Source organism: Pedobacter nyackensis, assembly GCF_032678475.1.
In the GTDB taxonomy this organism is placed as follows: domain Bacteria; phylum Bacteroidota; class Bacteroidia; order Sphingobacteriales; family Sphingobacteriaceae; genus Pedobacter; species Pedobacter nyackensis_A.
In genome coordinates this window covers 189,760-212,146 of record NZ_JAVTSF010000005.1, presented here as the reverse complement: position 1 = coordinate 212,146, position 22,387 = coordinate 189,760, and the positions used below count along the sequence as shown (strand labels likewise).

The window sequence follows — 22,387 nt, the reverse complement described above, 5'->3', positions numbered from 1 at the left end:
CTGCAATTCGAGTTCCTGCGATTGCAAATTTATGTATTGGTATTTCCGTACGCTATGATAACGTTTTGATAACACTTTTGATTGGGTTAACATACAAAAATATTTAAAATGACAAGAATAGCTTGTATTAAGTGTGTTACAGCATGTAGAACTTATACGTTTATGGCTGCCTGCATGGCGTATGCCATAAACCGGCTTGCTTTAAGTATCAAATTTTTCTAAGTTTGGCGCAGCTTAACAACAATTATTCATATGAATCACTAAAGGATCCATCTGAGCAAAAAAGATAAAAAAATAACAGATGAACAAACCATTAATTGCATTAGTAATATTGCTCGCAGTAGGTATGACAGCCAAATCACAAGTAAAAATAGGGTTCGAGGTTAGCTTTATAGAACCCCAGGCGCATTATGCCGAAGTAGAAATGACCATTTCAGGTTTAGTTAAAGATTATGTAGATGTAAAAATGCCTGTTTGGGCGCCTGGTTCTTACCTGGTACGTGAATTCTCCAAAAGTGTAGAGGGCTTTGGTGCTACAGCAAGCGGAAAAGTGCTGAAACATGAGAAAGTAAGGAAAAATGCCTGGAGGGTTTACACAAAAAGAGCCAATGCTGTAAAGATTAAATATAGGGTATATGCATTCGAGGTTTCAGTACGTACCTCATTTATTGATGATACACATGCCTTCCTTTCGAGTACTGGTGTGTTTATGCATCCTGATGGTATGCTGAATACCCCGAGCACCGTAAAAATTATTCCTTTTAATGGCTGGACTAAAGTGTCGACAGGATTAGAGCCTGTTGCAGGGAAAGCATTTACATATACTGCATCGGATTTTGATGTGTTGTATGATAGCCCGATAGAGGTGGGGAACCAGGACATATTTGAGTTTATGGCCTCGGGTGTGAGACATGAGGTAGCGATGTATGGCGGTGGTAACTATGATAAGGAAAAACTTAAGGTTGATATGGCCAAAATTGTAGAAGAAGGAACTGCAATTTATGGAGAGAACCCAAATAAACATTATACCTTTATTGTACATAACTTCGCAAATGGCAGTGGCGGATTAGAGCATTTAAATTCTACCGTTTTAGGTGCAAGTAGAAATGCCTATTCAAACAGAGAAGGTTACAATGGTTTCTTAAACCTGGTTGCACATGAATACTATCACCTTTGGAATGTGAAAAGAATGCGCCCGATAGCTTTAGGCCCATTCGATTATGACAATGAGAATTATACAACGAGTTTATGGGTAGCAGAAGGTTTTACCGCTTATTACGAAAACAAGTTGATGCTTCGCGCAGGTTTTATCACAGAGAAAGAATTTGTTGATCAGTTGGTTACTGCAGTAAGTAATGTTTCTAATATTCCGGGGGCACAGGTGCAATCTGTTGCCGAAGCGAGCTTTGATGCATGGATTAAATTGTACAGGCCTAATGAAAACTCAAACAATACTACTGTTTCTTATTATGCCAAAGGTGAAGTGGTAGGTATATTGATGGATATTGCGATTGCTCAGGCGACTAAAGGGACTAAAAGTCTGGATGACGTAATGAAAGCGATGTACTGGCAGAATAAAGCTCAGAAAAGAGGTTATACTGATGCTGAGTTTAAAGCAATGGTTGAAAAGATCAGTGGTCAGGATTTTACGGATTTCTGGGCTAAATATGTAAATGGTACAACCTTACCTGAGTATGCTAAATACTTTGGCTACGCCGGTATAAAAGTAACTAATGAACTTGAAGGGAAAACCAGTCCTTATTTAGGTGTTACTTCTAAGAAAATTGAAGGAAGAATGTTCATTTCAGCAGTTTTACGTAATTCAGCAGCCTGGGTTGATGGTTTAAATGTTAACGATGAGCTGATCAGTATTGATGGTACACCTATCGAGGCTGCGGTTGAGCGTATGCCGGCCATCAGCAATAAAAAGGTTGGTGACGTAGTGGTGATTAAAGTTGCCAGAGATGGTGAATTAAAAGACATTAAAGTTACGCTTAAAAATTACCACGGTATTAAACTGGTAGGAGAGATTGATGCGGAGGCTAGTGAATTACAAAAGAAAGTGAGAAAACAATGGATGTAAAAATAACCATTCTCTTCATCGCGGGAACCTTTTGTCCAGAAGAAGGACAAATTGCGAAGCAATCTTGAAGGCAAAGAAAATAGAAACTACTGAAAAAATTTTCCTATGCTCTTCAGAGAAGGTAATTTTTATGGTTAAGCCAGGAGCTAAAAAAAGGCGGCATTTGTAAAAATGCCGCCTTTTTTTGTGTTGTTAAAGAAGTTTAGAAAGTGAAACGTACACCTAAACCTATATCACCACCCCAGAAACCTGTGTCAGGAGTTAATTCTAAAGCTGGCATCCAATCCAATGATAAGTTGATTGGAGCACCATTAAATTTATAGTCAAGGCCTAAAATACCGTTAGCAGCTAGATAGACATCTCCATCAAAACCTTTAACTTTATAAGAACCAACTGATCCACCACCACCATAAAACCAGTTTAAACCTTCAGCGCCACCAATTGGATTATAAACCTCATATAAAGCTGTAATTTTCGCATATGTAGCACCATGGTTGCTTCTGAAGTTACCAATTAACTCAAGCATCGCACCTTTGTTTAATTGTGTTTTAAAACTCACTCCATTGGCAGCTCCAAAACGACCACCAATAGCATTCTTGTAGTCTTGAGCATTTGCATTAGTAGCACTCATCGTGAAAAGGGCAGTAACGGCAATTAAAGTAAAAAGTAATTTTTTCATAATCATAATATGTTTATTTAATTTTCTAATCGGGAATCTCTTATCAACTATTGTGCCGGAATAATGACAAAGGCATGGCAATAGTTGTTACGGCTGGTTTGATTTAAAATTTGGTAACTTTGACATTGGAAAAACTTGATAATGGTTGACTACAGTAATTTTTCTGATCAGGAACTAACCGCCCTACTTAGGGAGCGTGACCAGCTGGCGTTTACTGAAGTGTATAGAAGATACTGGCACCCGCTTTATCTCCATGCCTACAAGATGCTAAGTGATGAAGATCAGGCGAAAGATGTAATTCAGGAGCTCTTTATTGCCTTTTGGTCAAAAAACTCCACTATGCACATCAGTACGAGCTTAAAATCATACTTGTACGTGATGGCAAGAAACAGGGTAATTAATTATATCAGAAAAAATAGAATCAATGATGATTTTATAGTCATGCTTGCTGAAGCAATGCCGGAAGCTGACGAACGACTTATTAAGCAAATCGATGATAGAAATTTAATTGCTTTAATTGATGAGGAGATTAACTTGTTACCACCAAGGATGAAACAGGTTTTTGAAATGAGCAGGAAGGATTTTCTGACTAACAAAGAAATTGCTGCCCTCTTAGGTACAACAGAAGAAACCGTTAAGAAGCAAATATCGAACTCCATAAAAACCATTAAAATCAAGTTGGATAAATATGCCGGGGCTTCTGTTATTCTTTTGGAAATCATGCGGTACAGGCATTAAAAAGATTATCGTATAATTCGTGCATTAGAAAATGATTTTTATTTTAATATAGAATACCACCTGCATAGGTTGAGAAGTGTCCTTATTATAATCAAAGGATAATGACGAATTCAAAACACAAAGCAGAAGAGTTAATTGACAAGTACCTGTCGGGAGATTGTAGTCCCGAAGAATGTCGTCTTGTTGAAAATATTTATCAGAAAACCGCATTAAAGAGGTCTTTTGAAGATAAATCTATTGATTTCAGTTCGATTGCTCAGGAAAGTTGGAAACAAATTCATGCTTCAATTAATAAGAAATCAGCGGGTATTTATACGTTATGGCGATGGTTCGCTGTCGCTGCTGCTGTCATAGTTATAGTGGGTGCCGGTCTTTGGTTCTATGTATCACAACCGTATGTTATAAGTAATAACCCTCAGGTCATCGCTAAAAATGATATCCCACCAGGTGGAAATGCCGCAATTTTAACATTGGCAAATGGAAAAAAGATCCAGTTAAGTAATGATAAAACCGGACTTGTAATAGATGCTTCAAAGCTTAGTTATAATGATGGCTCGAGCGTTGAAACGCAATCAGATCAGGGGATGGAAGGCGGAACGATCTCAACTCCAAGAGGTGGACAATATCAGGTTAAACTTCCTGATGGTACAAACGTCTGGCTCAACTCGGCCAGTAAGCTTAGTTTTTCTTCGATGTCCGCCAATTCATCTGTTAGAAATATTGCACTTGAAGGTGAAGCATATTTTGAGGTGGCAAAGGTGATGACCATGCATGGAGCTGTAAAGAGCAGAATGGCATTTGTTGTAAAAACCCCGGGGCAGGAAGTTCATGTTTTAGGTACGCATTTTAACATCAATAGTTATAGAGATAAAGGTGCGACGATTACCACTCTAATTGAAGGTGCAATACGTGTAACCAGGCAAGAAAATAAAGCCGAAAATATCCTGAAACCAGGAGAGCAATCTATATTAACTGCCGACAATGAATTGAAAGTTACACCGGCAAATATCAAAGATGCCCTGGCCTGGAAAAATGGTTATTTCAGGTTCAATAGTGAGCGGATAGACCAGGTTATGATACAATTGAGCAGATGGTATGATATTGAAGTGAGTTATGAAGGTGAAATGTCTGATGAAAAATTCAGTGGAAATATATCCAGATATAAGAATATTAGCGAAGTATTAACAATGCTGAGTTATTCCAATGCAGTTAAATTTAAAATCGAAGGGAGGAGGGTGACTGTGATGAAGTAAATGCTACTTAAAATTCATAAAAATACCAGTCCGAATGCAATCGAACTGGTATAAGTACGGATGAAAATAATAGATATAAATATCAACTAACCGCTGGACGCCGCGAATCTGGAAAATACAAGGCAAACAGCTAACAACCGACCCTAAACAAATGTACAAAATTTGCACCCAAATGCTGTGCTCATGGTATGCGCAGTATAAAATATGGAGAGTTATGAAGTTAACCACTCTACTCTTATTTGTAGTAATTATGCAGGTCAATGCCGGAACCTATGCACAAAAGATCTCTTTGTCAGTTAAGGACGCAAAATTACTAACCGTTTTTGATCAGATCAGTGATCAGACAGGCTTTAGCTTTGTTGTAACCAATTCTATGTTAAAAAATGCTGCAAAAGTAAGCATACAGGCAAAAAATGCCGATTTAAAAGATGTGTTGGAACAGATATTTAAAAACCAGCCACTGGAATTTATCATAAATAATAAAACAGTCCTTGTTAAGAAAAAAGAACCCTCGTTTGTAGATAATCTTATCGCCCGGTTTCAGGCAATTGATGTTAAGGGTAAAGTATTAGATGAAGCAGGAAGGCCACTTATTGGTGCGACCATACTGGTAAAAGGAACCAAGCGAGTTAGCTCGACGGATGAGGAGGGACGTTTTGTGCTCAAAGGAGTAGACCAAAATGCAGTTTTGGTTATTTCTTTTTTAGGATATAAAACTAAAGAAGTAAAAGCTGGAGAAGATCTGGGAAATATTAGTCTGGAAGTGGCTACGGATGAACTGGAGGAAGTTACCGTGTCTACCGGATATCAAACCTTACCAAAAGAACGCGTAACGGGATCATTCTCTACGCTGTCTTCAAAAAAACTGGAACAGCAACGTTTAAGCAGTATGCAGTCTTTACTGGAAGGCCGGATTGCGGGTTACAACAACGGGCTTATCCGTGGTACCTCTACCATGCAGGGGTTAACAGCTCCTTTGTATGTTATTGATGGGTTCCCGGTAGAAAATACCAAATATGATCCTAACAGCTCAATTACCGATGGAATTCCGGGTTTGAACCTGGAAGATATAGAAAGTATAACTGTATTAAAAGATGCTGCTGCGGCTTCGATTTACGGTTCCCGTGCTTCTAATGGAGTTATTGTCATCGTTACTAAGAAAGCAAAACTGGGAAAGCCGCAGATCAATGTTTCCAGCACCTTAACTTTGCAGCCTTACCGCTATTATACTGGCAACCTTACCGATGCAGCTGATATTATTGCCCTTGAAAAAGAATGGGCAGCAAGTAACCCCAATCTTAAAGGTGCAGATGCTGCGGCATATGCAACGAATCTCCTGGAAAATGTAGCTTACCAAAATCAGGGTATCAATGCGATATTGCGCAATACAGCGGGCACATTATCTGCGGCAGAAATGAATGCCACCCTGGACCGTCTTGCAGGCGCTGGATTTCAATACTATAAAGACGTAGAAAAATATAGCAAGCGCAGTCCTTTCTACCAGCAATACAATGTTAGTGTTGGCAATGCTACGGAGAAAAACTCGTTTTACAGCTCTGTTACATACCGTAATAATAAGTTTGAAAATAAATACAATGGAGATGAATCTGTAGGTCTGAACCTGAACAATAAAACGCAGATTACCAAATGGCTTAGCCTGGATCTCAATACGTTTTTGTCTTACACAGAAAATAAAGCACAAACTTATAATACCCTTTCGCCAGGATATCAATATTTACCTTATGACAGGCTTGTAAATCCTGATGGCAGCAATTTTGTATCCGCAGCAGCTTCACGTTTGGCCGCAAGTACCATGACACAGATCAACAGCAATGGACTCTACAGCTTGGATATTAACCCATTACAGGAGCAGGCCTGGAATATTGAGAAAACAAAAAGTTTCAGCAGCCGGACTTTTGTCAAATTGCATGCAAAGATTACCGATTGGCTTTCTTACAGCCCAACCTTCCAGTACGAATATGCTACCGATCGTGGCAATATCTTGTATGACAAAAACTCTTTCTATGTGCGGAACAGAGTGAATAGTTTTGCTTCAAGTAACCCTACTGGTCCGGCGACCTTTAATTTGCCCTATGGTCACATTAATTACGACCAAAATCAGTTCCGCAGTGCTTACAACTTCCGGCAGCAGTTGAATATTGATAAGCGTTTCGGAGAAAAACATAGCCTGAATGCCATTATGGGTACAGAGATCAGAAATGCAAAACGAGAAAACAATTCACAATATCTATATAATTTTGATCCGCAAGTATTGAGCTATGATTTCATTAATCCCCAATTGCTGGCCGGTTACCCCGGTAATATTGTGGGCTCTGGAAGTTTCATGGACAGGGATCAGTATGTTCAATATCAGAATGTAAATCGTTTCGTATCTTTTTATGCCAATGCTGGATACAGTTATGATGATAAGTATTTGCTTACCGGTAGCATTCGTCTGGATAAGTCTAACCTCTGGAGTAACAGTTCTAAATACCAGAATACACCAATCTGGTCTGCAGGAGCAGGGTGGAACATTCATAGAGAATCATTTTTTCAAACCGATTGGTTAGACGTATTGAAACTTCGTACATCGTATGGTACAGGTGGAAATATTTATTCGGACAGAGCTCCTTTTCTGACCGCTTATTATTATCAAAACAATAATGTTGGTGGTTTGCAGGCTAGTGTGGGCAGTAGACCAAACCCACTGCTTTCCTGGGAAAAAACAACTACGACAAATGTTGGAGTTGATTTTGCCATGTTTAATAACCGAATCTCCGGTAGTGTAGATTATTACAACAGACAAGGTAAAAACCTGCTGGCCAATACGCAGGGTGTTCCGACTGAGGGATTTGGCTATAGCACTTACAGTATCAACAATGGAGAAATGGTCAACAAAGGAATTGAAGTTTCAATTGCTGGTGATGTTTTACGTAGTAAAGATCTAAACTGGAACCTGGCAGTTCAATATGCACGGAATAAAAATGAGGTAACTTATGTTAACATTGAAGCACCGGTATACTTCCTGCAGTTAGACTATCCTGAAGCGTTTCCACGGGTTGGCAATCCTTACAATGCAATTTATGCATATAAATGGGCGGGCTTGAGCGATACCGGCTTGCCGCAGGTTTATGATGAAAGGGGTGAGAAATTTACTTATTCTCCAGGCACACTGCAATCAATTGTTTATGCAGGAACTATGGTGCCTAAATATAGTGGATCAATAAACAACACTTTGGATTATAAAAACTTTACTTTCTCGTTCCTGCTCACTTTTGAAGGGGGGCATAAAATGAGAAATACGTTCCTTCCAATGCTAGAGAACGATAACAATAATCTATTTGGCTATGTCAGTACAATTGGGGTGATTAATAAGGATATCAATAATCGCTGGAAAGTAAAAGGTGATGAGACCAGGACGAATGTGCCGCGTGCTGTATTTGCCGAAGATCCTGATTTTAGCAGTCAGAGTGCTGGTATCTATCAGAATGCTGATATCAATGTGCTGGATGCGAGCAATCTGCGAATGAGAAACATATCACTTGCGTACAAACTGCCTGCTAACATCAGCAACAAGTGGGGTATGCAAGGTGTGCGCTTCCAGTTCAACGTAGAGAATGCTTTTACACTTGCTAAAAGTCAGAATGCCAAATACCTATTGAACGGTTATGTACGACCGAATTACGTATGGGGCATGTACCTTAATTTCTAGACATTATTAAATCTCTATAAAGATGAAAACAATATTTTCAAAAAACATAGGCATACTAACGGTTTTACTCAGCTTAAGTTTTATCAGTTGCAAAAAGTTTATAGACGTCCCACCTACGGGGCAAAAGATACCAACTACTTTTGCTGACTATGAAGCGTTTATGCGCAACGAATATGATAATCATACGACGAATGTAAACCGTGCAACTTTATTGCTGAATGACCGTTTCGAAACCACGGCAAACCTGAATTATAGTCCATTAGATGGGGTTAACTACAATTGGAACGAGAGTGCCAACCGGATCACACTCAACAATGCTGATGAAACGACTTATTATAGCAGTTACTCGACTATCAGTACCACAAATCTGCTGATTGAGAACGTAAATAACGCAACAGAGGGTACTGATGCGCAGAAGGCAGAACTTATCGCGCAAGCAAAGATAATTCAGGCAATAGCTTACTATACTGTTGCGAATTATTATGCGGATACTTATGAGGAAGCAAATGCCGCTAACAAGCGTGCGGTACCACTGATTACCAGTGCAAATGTTGACGCCCCTTACAAACAGGTATCTGTAAAGGAGATTTATGACTTTATGCTAAAGAATGTTGATGAGGCAATACCAGCGCTGCGAGCAACCAGCGCAACGGTATTACATCCCAATTTGGGGGCTGCCTATGCATTCAAGGCACGTCTTTACCTGACTATGGGTAAATACAATGAGGCGCTAACTGCTGCAAATGAAGCTTTGAAATATAACGACAAGTTGTTCGACTGGACTGCTTATTATGCGGAGAACAAGAGCAGAATTGAGGCTGTGGACCCAAATAACCAGCCAGTTTATAGTCTTAGTCCCTCTCCTATGGGATTTAATTTTGTGGAAACTTATTACTTCCGCCATGGTCTCAGCAGTAATAATGGAAGAGAACTTACAATCCGTAGTGATAGGGCCGCCAGGTATGAGAATGGTGATGCTATGTTTGCGTCGCGCTGGAGGCAGAGAACGGTAGGGCCAGATACCTATTTTACAAGTATCACTAACGGCTTCTACAACCATAGTGGATTGACAACGACAGAAGTGTATTTGATCAAAGCTGAATGCCAGGCGCGTTTGAATAATATTGGCGGAGCGCTTACTACACTTGATGCGGTTCGTGTGAAGCACATTTTTCCACAAAATTATGTGGCGTCTAGTGCTTCCACGGTTATCCAGGCTGTTAAACTCATACAGCGTACTAAAGGCAACAGCTTGATTTTTGGAGTAGTACCATTTGCTGACATGCGGCGCTTAAATAAAGACAGCAATTACGCCACTACACTCACGAAAACAGAAGGAGGTCAGAATTTAAGCTTGTCGCCCAATTCCCACCTCTGGACAATGCCATTCCCTTTGGGCGCGATTAAAAATCCGGGAAATGGAACACTGGAACAAAACGTAAGTAAATAATTAGAAAAAATAAAATGAAATCATTCAAAATAATAAATACGCTGGCATTATTGTTTTTTGCCCTGGCGATTAAGGCAAACCCTTTGGCCTCAACATTTACAATAACAGGAAGTTTTTCGGGACTTAATAACGGTACGATATTAGAACTTGTCCCGGCTTCTACACATAAAAATGAAAAAGCAATAGGAACAACAACAATCGCTAATGGAAAATTTGCTTTTAAAGGAACCGTAGCTGGACCAAGATTTCTGATGATTCAGGTAAAGGGTACCTATGGAGGTTGTGAAATTATGGTTGAAAATACAGCGATCACAGTAACAGGAAAGGCAACTTTTGAAGATAGAGAGGGTATTAAAGTTTACAACTTCAGCAATATTAAAGTAAAAGGTAGTCCGATTCATGATCTCTACCTTAAAAAGGTGGCTCCAAAATATGCGTTGGATGGTGACTATGCGGCTTATCACAAAAGAGGGGAAGACATTAGTTCGAAGTTAGCCGTTGCACAACAGGCAAAAGATAGTGTTAAAGTTGATTCATTAAGAAAAACTGATGCCTACAAGCAATTTGAGGCAGATGAATCCGCTTTCTTCAATCATGTGTCCAAAACACTTACTGGAATTGTTAAAGAAAATAATAACTCCTGGTGGGGGCCATTCTTTATGTTAAATACGATGAGCTATTTTACACCGAATGAAAACAAGTTGTTCGAGTCATTTTCTCCAGAGGCTCAAAAAAGTCACTACGGGAAAATAGTTAAAGAGGAATTATTTCCGGAAGGATTTATAGGTAAACAGGCACCGTTACTAGATATGAAAGCAAATAATAATGCTTCACCGGCTATTGCAGCCTTAACCAATGGACACAAATATGTTCTTGTTGATTTCTGGGCTTCCTGGTGTGCACCTTGCCGGAAATCAATCCCTGCGCTTAAAAAACTATATGCTGAATTGAATGCTAAAGGACTGCAGATCGTTAGCGTGTCTATTGATAAAAAAGAGGCAGACTGGCAAAAAGCCGAAGTTGAAGAACAATTACCTTGGCCAAGTTTTCTGGATAAGGGGCCATCGGCTGATGCATGGAAAATCAAAGCTATTCCAGCGATGTTCCTGCTTAACGAAAAAGGAATGGTGGTTGGTCAAAACCTCACATTGGATGAGGTAAAAGCTAAATTCCAGGAGCCTAAATCCTAAATAGAATCAATAGTACAAATACTTGAAACGTCGTTTGTGATTAACAGGCTCATTTTCTGATATCAGAAAATGAGCCCGTTATAGAAAGCGTTTTATATGTTTTTTTAGGGAGGTTGGCTCTGCTTGATCCGGGCTATGCTCTTGTTATCTCCCTGTTATGTCCCTGTTCGTATTTACGGTAGTATCAGAAAACAGTAGTCAAAAAAAGCTTGTATTGTTAATCGAAATGGTTGGGTTTCTGAAAAAATACCTAAAAAATGATGAAATGACTTTCGGTTTTTTGGAAAGCAGCAGCTGTAAAATTCAATTATTTTTAATTAAGTTTGGGAAGCAAGGACTGTGCAAAAGTATCTATCGTTGTACAGTCATTTAACCAAATCTTTAATTAAGCTGATCATACTATGGCTGCAACGATAACAAGAGTATTCGATTTACTTCAATACAACTTAGAGAATTTTCCGAAAGAGGAATTTATCAGTGGTAAGATAAAAGGTCAATGGGTGAAATATAGTACCCAAAAGTTTAGTGATACAGTTAATTTATTAAGTAAAGGATTGGTCGGGTTAGGTCTGGGTAAGACTTCCCGGGTAGCGGTTATGTCGCACAACAGGCCGGAGTGGAATATTACTGATTTTGCGATTATGCAGATTGGAGCTTACCAGATCCCGTTGTACCCTACACTTGCGGAACATGACATTAAATTTATTCTCGAAAATGCTGAGGTGACTGTAGTTTTTGCAGCTGATGAAGTCATCTATAAAAAACTGGAAGCCGTAAATAAAGTATTAGCCTCACCGGTTAAGATCTTCACATTCGATGAAATAGCCGGAACAGAAAATTGGACAGCCTTGTTAAAAGCAGGTGAAAGTCAGGATCAGGTAAATCTGGATGAATATAGAAATGCTGTTAAGGCAGACGATATTTTAACGTTGATCTACACTTCGGGAACCACAGGAACACCTAAAGGGGTAATGTTAACCCATAATAATCTGGTGAAAAACTTTGAAAACTCTGCGGTGTTGTTGCCGGATGGTATAAAAAAAGGCTTAAGCTTTTTGCCACTTTCTCATATTTTTGAGCGAATGGTGGTATACCTCTACATGTACTCTGGTGTAGGTGTTTACTATGCTGAAAGTATGGAAACCATCGTTGCCGATATACAGTTTGTGCAACCTAGTGTTTTTTCAACCGTTCCGCGTTTGTTGGAAAAGGTGTATGAAAAGATTATGGAAAAAGGTAAAGCGCTTACCGGAATCAAAAGAGGTATCTTTTTCTGGTCGGTAGCGTTGGCCGAAAAATATGAAGTCAGGAATGGCTGGTTCTACAATTTAAAACTGGGTATTGCCCGAAAGCTGGTTTTTAAGAAATGGCAGGAGGCCCTGGGTGGAAATATTGTTGTCATTGTTTCTGGTGGAGCAGCTTTAAATCCTCGTTTGGCCAGAATATTCTGGGCTGCAGGAATGCCGGTTTTTGAAGGTTATGGTTTAACAGAAACATCGCCGGTAATTACAGTTAATCATTTTGATAATACGATGTTTGGAACAGTGGGGCCTGCAATTGATGGGATGGAGATTAAGATTGCGGAAGATGGCGAAGTTTTGGCGCGTGGACATGCAATTATGAAAGGGTATTATCTGCGTGATGATCTGACTGCCGAAACGATAGATAAGGATGGTTGGTTCCATACTGGTGATATCGGTGAAATTGTTGGAGGCAGGTTCCTTAAGATCACCGATCGTAAAAAGGAAATATTTAAAACTGCTGGCGGGAAGTACATCGCTCCACAAACTATAGAAAATAAATTTAAGGAAACGGTTTTGGTTGAACAGGTGATGGTATTGGGTGAAAACCGCAAATTCCCGGCAGCTTTAATAGTACCTAATTTTGTGGCGTTGAAAGCCTGGGCCGAGAAAAAGGGAATTAACTACACCAATGATGAAGATATGTCTAAAAATGCTCAGGTTATTGAGAAATTTAGTCAGATAGTGGAATTGAGTAGTAAAGATTTTGGTAAATGGGAGCAAGTAAAACGTTTTGCTTTATTACCTAAGTTATGGAGTATAGATGGTGGTGAACTTACACCGAAATTGAGCTTGAAAAGAAAAGTTGTACTAGAGAAAAACGCAGTAATTATTGATAAAATTTATGCTGACGCTGAGGGATACAAAGGGTAGTTGTATATCATAAGTTTCGCTGGGCGAAAATAGTGGTAAATGGAAGATTGTCAGATGTGTATGTTTTGATCGGTAAGGTGTATAGAATTACGCACAGGTAAAGTTTGTATTCATAGTGAAAAAGGGGTTTTCAGAATTTGGCTTGAAGATTGAATTGTGGTTTTGAGAATTAAACATTCTGCTAACTAATTAATAACCCTACTATGAAACAAAACCTATTTAAATGCTTGCCGCTGGCTTTCTCAGCCTTATTGTTAGGCGGTGCTGTTCAGGCGCAGGATAAAATAGCCGAGGGGAGTTCGCTCTCAACCTGGTCTATTGGCTTAAATGCAGGTGCGCTGACACCTGTTTCTCCATTAGGCGGTAAAAATGATTTCTCCAAATGGAAAACCGATTTGGGGTATGGTTTGTACATCAAAAAACAAATCACACCTTATTTCTCGTTGCGTTTAGATGGAGTCAGGGGTAAATTAAAAGGAGATAACTCTGAAGCATGGGATGGTGGGGCGACCAACACAAGTCCTGTAAGTGCTTTTGAAACTGACCTTTCTTACTCAGGAAGCTTAAATGCTGTGGTGAATTTATTTAACATCAGTATGTTTAATGACAATAGTGCTGTGCAGTTGTATGCCTCTGCCGGTGCTGGTTTAGCTGGTTATAAAGTTAAAACTGCCGCAGGAAGTGGCGGATTAACGGATTATGCTGGCGGTAAGACAATTAAAGAGCTTATTATTCCAGTTGGTGTAGGCGCTAAATTCAAATTGGCTGAGAGGTTGAACCTGGATTTAGGTTGGACCATTAACTATGTTGACGGTGATAATCTTGATGGATTCAGTCGTGGAGGTAACGATAAATACAATTATGCTTACGGAGGCCTGGAGTTTGCGCTTGGCAAAGGAAAACAGCTGGCCTGGCATAATCCTGTAGCTTTAACTTATGATGAAGCATTGCAGGCTAAACAACTGGCTACGTCGTTGAGAAGTGATCTGGACGCACAGAAAGCTGAAAATTCGAAATTAAGGTCTGAAATGAACGACCTATTGAAAGATAGCGATGGTGACGGTGTTGCAGATAAACTGGATAAATGTCCGGGTACACCAGTTGGTATTGTAGTGGATGGTTCAGGCTGCCCGTTAAAAGTACCGGTTCCGGTTATTCAGGAAAAAGTAATCATCACAGAAGCTGATCGCAGAGTTGTTGAGGATGCCATAAAAAATCTGGAATTCGATTTAGGTAAGGCAACTATCCGCCAAAAATCTTACGCTACATTAAATCGTGTTGCTGCACTTTTGATAGAGAAGAACTTCAGTTTAAAATTAGCTGGTCATACAGATAACACTGGTTCGGCAGCGCTAAATATGAGGTTGTCTAAAGACAGAGCGGAGGCTATTAAAGCTTATCTGGTTTCTCAGGGCGCTAATCCGTCAAGAATTGAAGCAACTGGTTATGGAATGAACCAGCCTATTGCCTCTAATAAAACGGCTGCTGGTCGTCAGAAGAACAGAAGGGTTGAATTTACCTTGTTCTAAGCACTAAAATCATTGAATTTAACAGCCTTCCTGAATTATTTAGGGAGGCTTTTTTATGTTTTATTATTTTAATAATTCTCCTTGCATTATAGTTTTATATTCTATAGCTTTGTTATGCAAGCATAGTATTTAATGAAACAGCAGGAAACAATTGATTATTTTTTAAAGGTGGTTTGGCAAAATGTATCGAATACATACAATCAGATAGCTTCAGGATTTGGAATAACGCAAGCTATAGGCTATGTGTTGATCAACATTGATAAAGAGGGAACGGCGGTTTCACAGCTTGCCGGCCTCCTTGGCGTAAAGGCAACAAGTCTGTCGAGAATGCTAAACAATATGGAAGAATTAGGGTTAATATACAGGGAGACTTCTGCAGGTGATAAGCGTTCTGTAAAAGTCTATCTGACAGACCTTGGTTATGAAAAAAGACATATGGCTAAGGGTGTGGTGATTGCTTTTAATGAGTACCTGGGGAAAAATCTGAGTGTTACCGAAAAAAACAATCTTATAGTTACCCTGCAGAAATTGAATAAACTGACATTGGCATATAAAATTCCCGTTGAAACCATCATAAACACACCATCGACAAAACGAGATGAATAGTTTATGATAGCTTCATAGCCTTTAAATTCATAACCGATAAAAAAGAAATTATATCCTAATGAAAATGATGAACAAAAAGATAAATAAAGTAGTGGTGCTGGGCTCAGGGATTATGGGCTCGCGAATTGCCTGTCACTTTGCGAACATAGGAGTAGAGGTGCTTTTACTGGATATTCCAGCGAAAGAGGGTGATAAAAACACCATTGTAAACAGCGCATTGCAAAATGCCGTAAAAACCAATCCCTCTCCGGTTTATTCGAAAAAGGTTCTGAATAAAATTTCTACCGGGAACTTTGAGGACGATATGTCTAAGATTGCCGGGTATGACTGGATTATTGAAGTGGTAGTGGAAAATCTTGACATTAAGAAAAAGGTTTTTGAACAGGTAGAACAATACCGTAAGCCCGGTACTTTGGTTACCTCCAATACTTCGGGTATTCCAATCCATTTAATGGCAGAAGGACGCTCGGAAGATTTTAAAGCAAATTTCTGTGGAACGCATTTTTTTAACCCGCCGCGTTATTTAAGGTTACTGGAAATTATTCCAACACCATATACTAATCCTGAACTGGTGGGATTTTTAATGCATTATGGTGATAAGTTTTTAGGTAAAACAACTGTTTTATGTAAAGATACACCTGCATTTATAGCGAATAGGGTAGGTGTATATTCGATTATGGCCTTGCTACATCTGGTAGAAAAGATGGGGCTGACGGTTGAGGAAGTTGATAAATTTACCGGACCGGCTTTGGGACGGCCTAAATCGGCGACATTCCGTACTACTGATGTGGTTGGTCTGGATACGATGATTAAAGTATCGAAAGGACTGTATGACAATTGTCCGGATGACAAAGCGCACGACTTGTTTAAGCTACCTGCTTACGTGGAAAAGATGGAAGCCAACAAATGGCTGGGCGATAAAACCGGACAGGGTTTTTATAAAAAAACAAAAACTGCCGAAGGCAAAACAGAAATATTAGCGTTGGATTTAAAAACGCTGGAGTACCGTCCACAGGAGAAAGTTAAATCTGCTACGCTTGATCTGACTAAGCCAATTGAAAGTGTGCGCGACAGGATGAAAGTCTTTGCCGCTGGAAAAGATAAAGCTGGAGAGTTGTTCAGGGCTTCATTCTTTGGATTGTTCGAGTATGTATCGGACAGGATCCCTGAGATTTCTGATGAATTGTACAGAATCGATGATGCGATGCGCGCTGGCTTTGGATGGGACCTGGGGCCATTTGAAGTTTGGGATGCTGTAGGTGTTGCCGAAGCTATTGAAGGTATGAAGAAATATGGGCATGAGGCTGCGGCCTGGGTCCATGAGATGCTTGCTGCCGGAAATAAGTCGTTTTACAAGGTAGAGAATGGAGTAAGGAAGTATTACGATATCCCATCTAAAAGTTATAAAGTAGTGCCTGGTGCGGAAGAATTTATCATTCTGGATAATTTAAGGGCCAATAAAGTGATCTGGAAAAACTCCGGAGCTTCTATTATTGACCTGGGTGATGGCATTTTGAATGTAGAGTTCCACTCTAAAATGAATACCATTGGTGGAGATACTTTGCAGGCGATAAATAAAGCCATTGATATGGCAGAAAAAGATTATAGAGGGGTAGTGATTGGTAATGACGGGGCAAACTTCTCGGCAGGTGCTAACGTGGGAATGATTTTTATGATGGCAGTTGAGCAGGAATGGGAGGAATTGAACCTGGCGATCAGAATGTTCCAGAACACTTCTATGCGAATCAGATATTCTTCAATTCCGGTAGTTGTTGCTCCTCATAATTTAACCCTTGGTGGTGGTTGTGAGTTTAGCTTACATGCAGATCATGTGCAGCTGAATGCGGAAACTTATATGGGATTGGTTGAGTTTGGTGTTGGTGTAATCCCTGGTGGTGGCGGTACAAAAGAATTCGCCTTGCGTGCTTCTGATGAATACAGGGACGACCAGATTGTACAAAATGCATTAAAAGATAGATTCCTTACGATTGGTATGGCTAAAGTTTCTACCTCAGCTGTGGAGGCTTTTGAATTGGGCTATTTGCAAAAGGATAAATATTCGATTTCTATGAACAGGAGCAGGCTGATTGCTGATGCCAAAGCTAAAGCGATTGAGCTTGCAGACGCTGGCTATACACAGCCCGTAAGGCGTAAAGACATTAAAGTTTTAGGTAAGCAGGGATTGGGAATTGTTTATGCTGGCGCGAATACGATGTACTCTGGTCATTACATTTCTGAGCATGATAAAAAGATTTCTGAGAAACTGGGCTGGGTGATGTGTGGAGGAGATCTTTCTTCGCCAACAGAGGTAACAGAACAGTATTTGTTGGATCTGGAAAGAGAAGTCTTCTTATCGCTTTGTGGTGAGCGTAAGACTTTAGAACGTATTCAAAGTATTGTAACCAAGGGTAAACCATTAAGAAACTAATTAGCTTAATAAAAAGATAAGACATGCAAGAAGCATATATTATAGCAGGATATCGTACCGCAGTGGGCAAGGCCCCTCGTGGTGTATTTCGTTTTACAAGAGCTGATGATCTGGCCGCAGAAGTGATCAGGGCATTGGTTGCTTCGGTACCTAATCTGGATAAAGAACAGATTGATGATGTAATTGTTGGGAATGCGACGCCTGAGGCTGAGCAGGGATTGAACATAGCCCGTATGATCTCGCTAATGGGGTTGGATACGGATAAAGTGCCGGGTGTTACTGTAAACAGGTATTGCGCGTCGGGGTTGGAAACTATTGCTACGGCTGTTGCCAAGATCAAAAGTGGAATGGCTGACTGCATCATAGCAGGTGGAGTTGAAGTGATGTCGGGTATGCCTTTTGGTGGATGGAAAATTGTTCCAAATGCAGATGTTGCCAGAACTAATCCGGATTGGTATTGGGGGATGGGATTGACTGCTGAAGCGGTAGCTAAGGAATATAATGTGAGTAGGGAAGATCAGGATATGTTTTCCTACCAGTCGCACCAGAAAGCTGTGGAGGCCATTAAAAATGGCCATTTGAAAGCTGGAGTTTTGCCAATTACGGTGAATGAAAATTACCTGGATGCGGATATGAAAAAGAAGGCCCGGAGTTATGTGGTAGATACGGATGAGGGCCCCCGTGCTGACACTTCGGTAGAGAAACTTGCGAAACTGAAACCTGTTTTTGCTGCCGATGGCTGTGTAACAGCGGGTAATTCGTCGCAAACGTCGGATGGTGCTGCTTTTGTCCTTGTGGTTTCTGAAAAGAAAATGAAGGAACTGGGAGTTGAGCCTATAGCGCGTTTGGTAAGTTACGGTATTGCCGGTGTACCGCCTCGTATTATGGGTATTGGACCAATTTATGCTATACCAAAGGCTTTAAAACAAGCTGGTATGACGCTTGATCAGATAGAGATGATTGAGCTGAACGAGGCTTTTGCTTCGCAATCGCTGGCTATTGTGAGGGAGTTAAAAATCAATCCGGATATCTTAAATGTAAACGGAGGAGCTATTGCACTCGGACATCCATTGGGATGTACAGGCGCGAAACTATCGGTGCAAATATTTAATGAACTAAAAAGAAGAAATCAGAAATACGGAATGGTAACGATGTGCGTAGGTACAGGACAAGGGGCTGCCGGAATTTTTGAAATGCTTTAATCTAATATAAAAAACATGGAAGCTACAGACAAAAAGACAATTAAAGGTGGCGAGTTTTTGATAACAGAAACCACTTACCAGGATGTATTTATTCCTGAAGAATTTGATGAAGAGCAGCAAATGATTGCACAGACCTGTCGGGATTTTCTGGCAGCAGAAGTATATCCTAACCTGGACCGTATTGACACGCAGGAAGAAGGTTTGATGCCATCACTGATGGATAAAGCAGGTGAGCTGGGTATTTTAGGGGTTTCTATTCCTGAAATATATGGTGGATTTGGAAAAAACTTCAATACCTCAATGCTGGTGGCTGATGTAATTGGTGCGGGACATTCTTTTGCTGTAGCTTTATCGGCACATACCGGAATTGGAACTTTGCCTATTCTGTATTATGGAACTGAAGAACAAAAAAATAAATATATTCCTAAGCTTGGTACAGGCGAGTGGAAGGCTGCTTATTGTTTAACAGAGCCTAACTCTGGTTCGGATGCCAATTCTGGTAAAACAAAAGCAAAGCTATCTACAGATGGGAAACATTACCTGATTACTGGTCAGAAGATGTGGATCACCAATGGTGGTTTCGCGGATGTTTTTATTGTGTTTGCTAAAATTGATGACGATGCCAATTTAACCGCTTTCATTGTAGAGCGGGAGTTTGGCGGTATTACCATGAACCCGGAAGAACATAAAATGGGAATCAAAGGTTCTTCAACCAGACAGGTGTTCTTTAATGATTGTCCTGTTCCTGTAGAGAATATGCTTTCTGAGCGCCAGAATGGTTTTAAAATTGCCGTTAACATTTTAAACATCGGTCGTATTAAATTATCAGCTGCCGCGATTGGTGCTTCTAAAGCAGTGATCGATACTGCAGTTAATTATTCAAATGAAAGAATCCAGTTCGATCGCCCGATTTCGAAATACGGTGCGATTCGTTATAAATTGGCGGAAATGGCCGCAAAAGTATATGCAGTAGAATCTGCAAATTATCGTGCAGGTCAGAATATTGATGATGCCTATGAACGCCTGGTTGCAGGTGGTATGGATGCGAGTAAAGCCAAGCTGAAGTCTACAGAAGAATATGCGGTAGAATGTGCCATCCTGAAAGTATGGGGTTCTGAAGCACTGGATTATGTAGTGGATGAAGGTGTTCAGATTTATGGAGGTATGGGATTCTCAGCGGAGGCGCCAATGGATAGGGCATATCGTGATGCAAGGATCAACAGGATTTTTGAAGGTACAAACGAAATCAACAGGTTGCTGACGGTAGATATGATGCTGAAACGAGCAATGAAAGGTGAGCTGGATTTGATGACGCCTGCGACTGCTGTTGCAGCTGAGCTGATGTCGATACCTGATTTCGGTGAAGAAGATGATACACTTTTTGCAGCTGAGAAAAAGATCATTAAAAACCTGAAGAAAGCAACACTTATGGTTGCCGGTGCTGCGGTACAGAAGCTGATGATGAGCTTATCAAAAGAGCAGGAGATATTGATGAATATTGCTGATATGGCCAGCTATGTTTATATCGCTGAATCGGCAATGTTGAGAACGGAGAAATTAGTGAGTATGCGTGGTGAGGAAGCTTGCGAAGGTCAGTTAAATATGATGCGTATTTATTTTGTTGAAGCAGTTGATGCGGTACAAAAAGCAGGAAAAGAGGCATTGTGGGCTTTTGCCGAAGGTGATGAACAGCGCATGATGATGGTAGGCTTGAAAAGGTTTACTAAAATGGAAGCTTTTAATGTTAAAAATGCCAGGCAAAATGTGGCACAACAATTGATTGCTGCTAATAAATATTGTTACTAATTAAGTTGTTATAAAAGAGACGATTCATAATTAAAACTGGAAGGCCCGTAATTAGATTGCGGGCTTTTTTTATGGAATTGATAATTGTTAAAATTGGTTAAAAATTGTGCTATCGGCAATAAAAGACTATTTTTGTGAATTATGTTAAAAACCAGTGTCTTGTTGGCCTTTGTTTTGATGGCAGTTGCATTTTTTGCCTGCAAAAAAGAAGTGCCTTATGATAGCGTAACGCAGCTGGAGATTGACGATGAGATAATTGCGAAATATTTGGTAGATAGTGCCGTAACTATGACTAAACACAATTCGGGCTTGTATTATAAAATCATCCGGCCAGGTGAAGGAGCTCAAGTTGGTCAGACTGATACCATATTTGGTAATTATACCATGAAAATTTTAAAAGATTCGGTGTTATTAAGCAAGAGTGTTGACAGCACATTTAGATTTACGCTTCCCGGTTATTTTGAAGGCTGGAAGATTGGCGTTAGTTTAATCAAGGTAGGAGGATCAATCAGATTAATTGTCCCCTCGCCCCTCGCTTATCAGCAAAGGGAAGTTGTTTCACCGAAAATAGCACCCAATTCAATTTTAGATATTACTTTAGATATAGATTCTGTAAAACCCAAAAACACAAATGATTAAAAAGTTATCATTGTATACCATTGCCTTGTTAGGCTGTTTAGTATTATTCAATTCATGTAAAAAAGAGTATGAAACTATTGAAACATTAGACGAGCGTTCGATAGCAGATTATCTGGCTAAAAATAACATTACTGATGCAAAAGATACATTGGGTTATTATTATCAGATTATTAATGAAGGTACGGGAGCTGATGTTAATTACCCGGACTCTGTATATTATACTTACGATTTTAAACGTGCCGACGGAACTTCATTCTTAAAAAGCCCTGATTATCAGATTCCGTCTACTTTTTTAGGTTATACCGATAGGTTTAGTTTCAGGATGATACCTGCTGTCAGACTTACCTTGAATAAATTAAAAAAAGGAGGTAATGCAAGAATTATCCTGCCGTCAAGATTGGCTTTCGGTAAGAATGGTCAGTCTCAATTGGGAATCGGGTCTAACGAGATCGTAATTATTGAAGTTGGGCTGCTTGATTATGCGAACCGTGTGCAGCTGGATAATGCTTTGTTAGAGAAATTTATTGCAGCTAATAATTTGCAAACAACACTAGATCCTACAAGGGTCCGTTACATCATATCGGCAGAGGGTACAGGTAAAGAAACTGTTAAGGAAACGTCGAAAGTTAAAGTGAAATATACGGGTAGATTCCTGAATGGAACTGTATTTGATTCAAGTGCTGACGGGGTAGAGTTTGTGTTGAATGAAGTAATTCAGGGCTGGACAAAAGTTATACCAGGTAAAATAGGTGTAGGAGGTAAAATCAGACTGTTGATCCCTTCTGATTTAGGTTATGGCCAATTTGCGCAAACAGATGGAAATGGAAACGTATCCATTCCGGCAAATTCGTGCCTGGATTTTGATATTGAGATCGTGAGTGTTACCAATTAATTGGTA

General features: G+C 39.9%; 15 protein-coding genes. 14 read left to right on the top strand and 1 reads right to left on the bottom strand.

Features of this window, described 5'->3' with window-relative positions:
- Positions 1-301 precede the first annotated feature (301 nt).
- Positions 302-2,083 (top strand): M61 family metallopeptidase, encoded by a 1,782-nt coding sequence (locus R2Q84_RS17295; protein ID WP_316817836.1) that lies wholly within the window; start codon positions 302-304, stop codon positions 2,081-2,083.
- 202 nt (positions 2,084-2,285) lie between these two features.
- Here the strand turns inward: R2Q84_RS17295 and R2Q84_RS17290 are convergent, their stop codons facing one another.
- On the bottom strand, positions 2,286-2,762 hold the full coding sequence (locus R2Q84_RS17290) for a hypothetical protein (protein WP_316817835.1): 477 nt from the start codon (positions 2,760-2,762) through the stop codon (positions 2,286-2,288).
- Positions 2,763-2,903: 141 nt separating this feature from the next.
- Between R2Q84_RS17290 and R2Q84_RS17285 the strand changes: the two genes are divergently transcribed.
- The 13 genes from R2Q84_RS17285 to R2Q84_RS17225 all read left to right on the top strand — a co-directional run bounded on the left by R2Q84_RS17285 (position 2,904) and on the right by R2Q84_RS17225 (position 22,381).
- Positions 2,904-3,500, top strand: a complete 597-nt coding sequence (locus R2Q84_RS17285) for an RNA polymerase sigma-70 factor (RefSeq protein WP_316817834.1) — start codon at positions 2,904-2,906, stop codon at positions 3,498-3,500.
- Positions 3,501-3,601: 101 nt separating this feature from the next.
- A complete protein-coding gene (locus tag R2Q84_RS17280; protein WP_316817833.1) occupies positions 3,602-4,753 on the top strand; it encodes a FecR family protein in 1,152 nt (383 codons plus the stop codon).
- A gap of 214 nt (positions 4,754-4,967) precedes the next feature.
- Positions 4,968-8,465 carry a SusC/RagA family TonB-linked outer membrane protein gene (locus R2Q84_RS17275; RefSeq protein WP_316817832.1) on the top strand — a complete coding sequence of 1,166 codons (3,498 nt, stop codon included), beginning with the start codon at positions 4,968-4,970 and terminating at the stop codon, positions 8,463-8,465.
- Positions 8,466-8,487: 22 nt separating this feature from the next.
- Positions 8,488-9,915 (top strand): RagB/SusD family nutrient uptake outer membrane protein, encoded by a 1,428-nt coding sequence (locus R2Q84_RS17270; protein ID WP_316817831.1) that lies wholly within the window; start codon positions 8,488-8,490, stop codon positions 9,913-9,915.
- 14 nt (positions 9,916-9,929) lie between these two features.
- Positions 9,930-11,105 (top strand): TlpA disulfide reductase family protein, encoded by a 1,176-nt coding sequence (locus R2Q84_RS17265; protein ID WP_316817830.1) that lies wholly within the window; start codon positions 9,930-9,932, stop codon positions 11,103-11,105.
- A 401-nt stretch (positions 11,106-11,506) separates the two neighbouring features.
- The gene (locus R2Q84_RS17260) at positions 11,507-13,279 is read left to right on the top strand and encodes a long-chain fatty acid--CoA ligase (RefSeq protein ID WP_316817829.1); all 1,773 of its coding nucleotides are present in this window, start codon (positions 11,507-11,509) and stop codon (positions 13,277-13,279) included.
- 203 nt (positions 13,280-13,482) lie between these two features.
- Positions 13,483-14,808 (top strand): DUF6089 family protein, encoded by a 1,326-nt coding sequence (locus tag R2Q84_RS17255; protein WP_316817828.1) that lies wholly within the window; start codon positions 13,483-13,485, stop codon positions 14,806-14,808.
- 132 nt (positions 14,809-14,940) lie between these two features.
- Complete coding sequence (locus R2Q84_RS17250) at positions 14,941-15,414, top strand: MarR family winged helix-turn-helix transcriptional regulator (protein WP_316817827.1); 474 nt, start codon at positions 14,941-14,943, stop codon at positions 15,412-15,414.
- A 67-nt stretch (positions 15,415-15,481) separates the two neighbouring features.
- On the top strand, positions 15,482-17,842 hold the full coding sequence (locus R2Q84_RS17245; RefSeq protein WP_316818026.1) for a 3-hydroxyacyl-CoA dehydrogenase/enoyl-CoA hydratase family protein: 2,361 nt from the start codon (positions 15,482-15,484) through the stop codon (positions 17,840-17,842).
- 23 nt (positions 17,843-17,865) lie between these two features.
- On the top strand, positions 17,866-19,044 hold the full coding sequence (locus R2Q84_RS17240) for an acetyl-CoA C-acyltransferase (RefSeq protein WP_316817826.1): 1,179 nt from the start codon (positions 17,866-17,868) through the stop codon (positions 19,042-19,044).
- Positions 19,045-19,059: 15 nt separating this feature from the next.
- Positions 19,060-20,850: an acyl-CoA dehydrogenase family protein gene (locus R2Q84_RS17235; protein WP_316817825.1), complete on the top strand. Its 1,791-nt coding sequence runs from the start codon at positions 19,060-19,062 to the stop codon at positions 20,848-20,850.
- 141 nt (positions 20,851-20,991) lie between these two features.
- The gene (locus R2Q84_RS17230) at positions 20,992-21,489 is read left to right on the top strand and encodes an FKBP-type peptidyl-prolyl cis-trans isomerase (RefSeq protein WP_316817824.1); all 498 of its coding nucleotides are present in this window, start codon (positions 20,992-20,994) and stop codon (positions 21,487-21,489) included.
- Positions 21,482-22,381: an FKBP-type peptidyl-prolyl cis-trans isomerase gene (locus tag R2Q84_RS17225; protein WP_316817823.1), complete on the top strand. Its 900-nt coding sequence runs from the start codon at positions 21,482-21,484 to the stop codon at positions 22,379-22,381. Before R2Q84_RS17230 ends, R2Q84_RS17225 begins: the two co-directional genes overlap by 8 nt.
- Positions 22,382-22,387: the final 6 nt, after the last annotated feature.